Here is a 3,384-nt window from a genome sequence, read left to right as displayed (position 1 = left end):
CTCAAGACCCAAACCGAATATCGGCCACAAACCGCCTGATGGGATGTTTGTGGCCGGTCAGGAGAGATGGTATCTAGGCAGAATCAAACGTCTTACTGTATAAAATTTGGGTCATCATCTAATGTAGTGGGTGCTGGTTCCATCTGACCCTCACTTCTTTCACCATAGCCCCTGTGATGATTACGCGGCGATGGGGAGACCATGCACCAGAACCAGCTATACGAACGCATTCTCGGCCTCTCCACACCGTGGTTCGTCAGCAACGTGGACCTGGACGAGAGCAGTGGTCTGGTCGAAGTGCAGGTCGCCTGCGATCCCTCTGCCCGCCTGTACTGCCCTCAGTGTGGTCAACTTGCCCCGCGATACGACAAGCGACGCCGCCAGTGGCGACATCTCGACACCTGCCAATTCCAGACCAAGGTGGTAGCGGATGTGCCTCGTGTCTGCTGTCCAGAACACGGCTGCCTGACGATCCAGGTATCTTGGGCAGAAGGCAACAGCCGCTACACCGCACTCTTTGAGGCCTTCGTGATTCAATGGCTGAAGGAGGCGTCGATCCAGGCCGTCAGTCGACAATTGCAGCTGAGATGGACCGCCATTGACGGCATCATGAAACGGGCGGTCAAACGCGGCCTGGCCGCGAGGACATCGCCGGATGTGCGCTTTCTGTCGGTGGATGAGACCGCGTTCCGTAAGGGTCACGACTACGTCACAGTTCTCTCCAATCACCAGGGGCAGGTGATTATCGTCGAGGATGGCAAATCTGCCGACAGTCTGTCGCGGTGCTATCTGGCACTCACGGAAACACAACGCACCAGTATCGAGTCCGTTTCCATGGACATGAGCCGTGCCTATCGCAAGGCCACGTTCGCGCATGTCGAGAAGGCCCACCGCAAGATTGCCTTCGACCACTTTCATATTGCCCAGACGCTGAGCGAGGCGCTCAACGCGACACGTAAGTCCGAACTCCACTCGGTGGACGCTTCACTGCGACGGGTGGCCCACCAATCGCGCTACGCCTGGCTGAAGCGCCGAGACCGGCTTGATGAGCGAGAGCGTGCCACGCTCAGTTGGCTGTCGAGCCAGTTCTCGAACACCACGATCGCGTGTTACCTCAAGGAAAAGGCTCGGAAGATCTGGAAGGGTAATCGGGTCGAGGTGCCCGGGCCGCTTGGCAAGAGTGGATACGGCTGACCAAGGCCTCTGATATTCGCCCGATGGTGACCGTTGCCGAGCAAGTAGAAGAGAAACTCTGGGGCATTCTCAACGCCATGCGGCTGAGAGCTTCCAACGGGCTGGCCGAGGCGCTGAACGGCAAGATCCGGGGACTGAGAGTCAGAGCCAAGGGATACCGCAGCAAAGCGCGCTTCAAGACGGCGATCCTGTTTCATTTCGGCGGGCTGGAAATGACACCCAACCCACTGAAATAGATGATGACCCATAAATTTACAGCACTCACCACGAAGAACGACGCTTATTTTTATCTGATTTTTTGATCCAGATCATGTTACTATAAGATACCTAAAAAACCTAACAGAAAATATCTGTAACAATTTGAAACATCCATAGGAATGGTTTAACATTGATCATGCGCTGGCAGACCTGCATCACGGCTAGCCAAACACTAAAAATCCATTACACTACCAACGTATCATCAAACATTACTTCGTATAATAACATCATGAAAAAGAGGTAGGGACATTATGACAATCGCCATCCTAACCTCGGAGGCTTACACGCCTTCATTTCACAAAACTGCCTTCTCGCTTTTGAATTCGTGGGGAATAAAAGCAAGGATTTTTTCCAGCTTCGGGGGGCTGCAGCGATTTTCTCGAAGCCATCGAATAAAACTAGTCGTCATCTACACTAGCGACGACCTTAGCCAGCTCAAGTCGTTGAAAACAATACACAATACCAGCTTTCCTATTTTAGCTGTCATCAGAGATACCAATTCGACCACTGCTGTCACGGCCATTTCCATCGGCGCCGATGACTTCATACATGAATCAGCCAGCAACAATGAATTCCTGGCAAGGATACGCGCCATTCTCATAAGATCAAGCCAAGACCTGTCGGACCTTCCCCCCTTGGCATTCCCCCCCTATAAACTGGATCTCAACTGCAACACCATCTACATCGACACCTCACCTCGCTTACTATCCAACAAGGAAGCGCTTTTAGCCGCCATTTTCTTTCAAAACGTCAACAAGGCATTATCAAGAAACTTTATTCTTGACTCCATATGGGGTTTGCCTAGCGACAGGGTGGTCACACGCACCCTCGACAGTCATGTTTATCGACTCAGGAAAAAACTTTTCCTCGATGGCAGGTACGCATATAGGTTATCCACGATCTATCGACTCGGCTATCAACTATCACACGCTGCCCCCTGATAACTAGGCTTTGTCCGAAAACTCGAATTTGCTAATGTCACCTATGCCGAAGCAGCATAGGTGACCCATGGCAGGACGCTACGAGATCTCCGACAACGGCTGGGTCCTTATCGAGGACATCGTCTCGCCGCCGCAGCGGACAGGGCGACCACGCCGCGATGACCGCCAGGTGTTGAATGGCATCTTCTGGATCCTGTGCTCGGGTGCCAAGTGGCGCGATCTACCCGAGCGCTATGGCCCGTGGAAAACCGTCTATGATCGCTTCCGCCAGTGGCGCGATGACGGCACCTTCGAGGCCGTCCTGGCACGTCTCCATCTCCGCTTGCGAGAGGATGGCCTGATGGATCTGGACACCTGGATGATCGATTCGACGTCGATCCGCGCCACCCGGGCCGCCTCTGGAGGCGGCAAAAAGGGGGGCGCCAAGACCCCGTAGACCATGCCCTGGGCCGCAGCCGGGGTGGCCTGACGACCAAGATTCACCTGGTCTGTGACCGGCATGGTTGGCCACTGACCTTCACACTGTCGGCCGGGCAGGACTCGGATACTCAGTACTTTATTCCCACCATGGAGCGCGTTCACCTGCCTGGGATCAAAGGCAGGCCACGCAAGCGCTGCCGCTTCATCGTGGCAGACAAGGGCTATGATAGTGACTCGTTGCGCCGCTACTGTGACCGGCACCGCATGAAGCCGATCATTGCCCGGCGCAAGATGAAGCGAAAGCCGCGGCCAGGGGCACCGAGGGGCTTTGATAAGCCCCGCTATCGAGAGCGAAACATCATCGAGCGCTGTTTCGGCTGGATCAAGGAGCTGCGCCGCGTCTGCACGCGATATGACAAGTTGGCCAGCAGCTTCAGGGCCATGGTATGCCTGGCGTGCATAGATCGTTGCCTACGTGCAGACTTTTCGGACAGAGCCTTGTGTCTCTCCGGGCTTGTTGATTAGCTACCAGCAGGCCTTGGCATCAGGGTGAGTATCCACAGAGCCTGAG

2 protein-coding genes and 1 pseudogene are annotated in these 3,384 nt (G+C 54.8%); all 3 read left to right on the top strand.

Annotated features, from left to right (window positions below; genetic code table 11):
* Nucleotides 1-201 precede the first annotated feature (201 nt).
* The 3 genes and pseudogenes from IHD13_RS17920 to IHD13_RS17910 all read left to right on the top strand — a co-directional run bounded on the left by IHD13_RS17920 (nt 202) and on the right by IHD13_RS17910 (nt 3,338).
* Nucleotides 202-1,430: pseudogene (locus IHD13_RS17920) on the top strand (ISL3 family transposase).
* Between the two features lie 273 nt (nt 1,431-1,703).
* Nucleotides 1,704-2,393 carry a response regulator transcription factor gene (locus tag IHD13_RS17915; protein WP_195862399.1) on the top strand — a complete coding sequence of 230 codons (690 nt, stop codon included), beginning with the start codon at nt 1,704-1,706 and terminating at the stop codon, nt 2,391-2,393.
* 67 nt (nt 2,394-2,460) lie between these two features.
* Nucleotides 2,461-3,338, top strand: a protein-coding gene (locus tag IHD13_RS17910; protein WP_442786578.1) for an IS5 family transposase whose coding sequence is annotated in 2 segments (ribosomal slippage) — nt 2,461-2,815 and nt 2,815-3,338 — 879 coding nt in all. Because the reading frame shifts where the segments join, the coding sequence is not laid out codon by codon here.
* Nucleotides 3,339-3,384 lie beyond the last annotated feature (46 nt).

Origin of the sequence: Halomonas sp. 328 (genome assembly GCF_015645095.1) — a bacterium.
Taxonomy (GTDB): Bacteria; Pseudomonadota; Gammaproteobacteria; order Pseudomonadales; family Halomonadaceae; genus Bisbaumannia.
The sequence above is the reverse complement of the archived record's forward strand: the minus strand, read 5'-3'. Positions and strand labels throughout refer to the sequence as shown.

Excerpts from the sequence above, each read along its gene's own strand:
- IHD13_RS17915 (WP_195862399.1), top strand. The coding sequence starts at position 1,704 with ATGACAATCGCCATCCTAACCTCGGAGGCTTACACGCCTTCATTTCAC.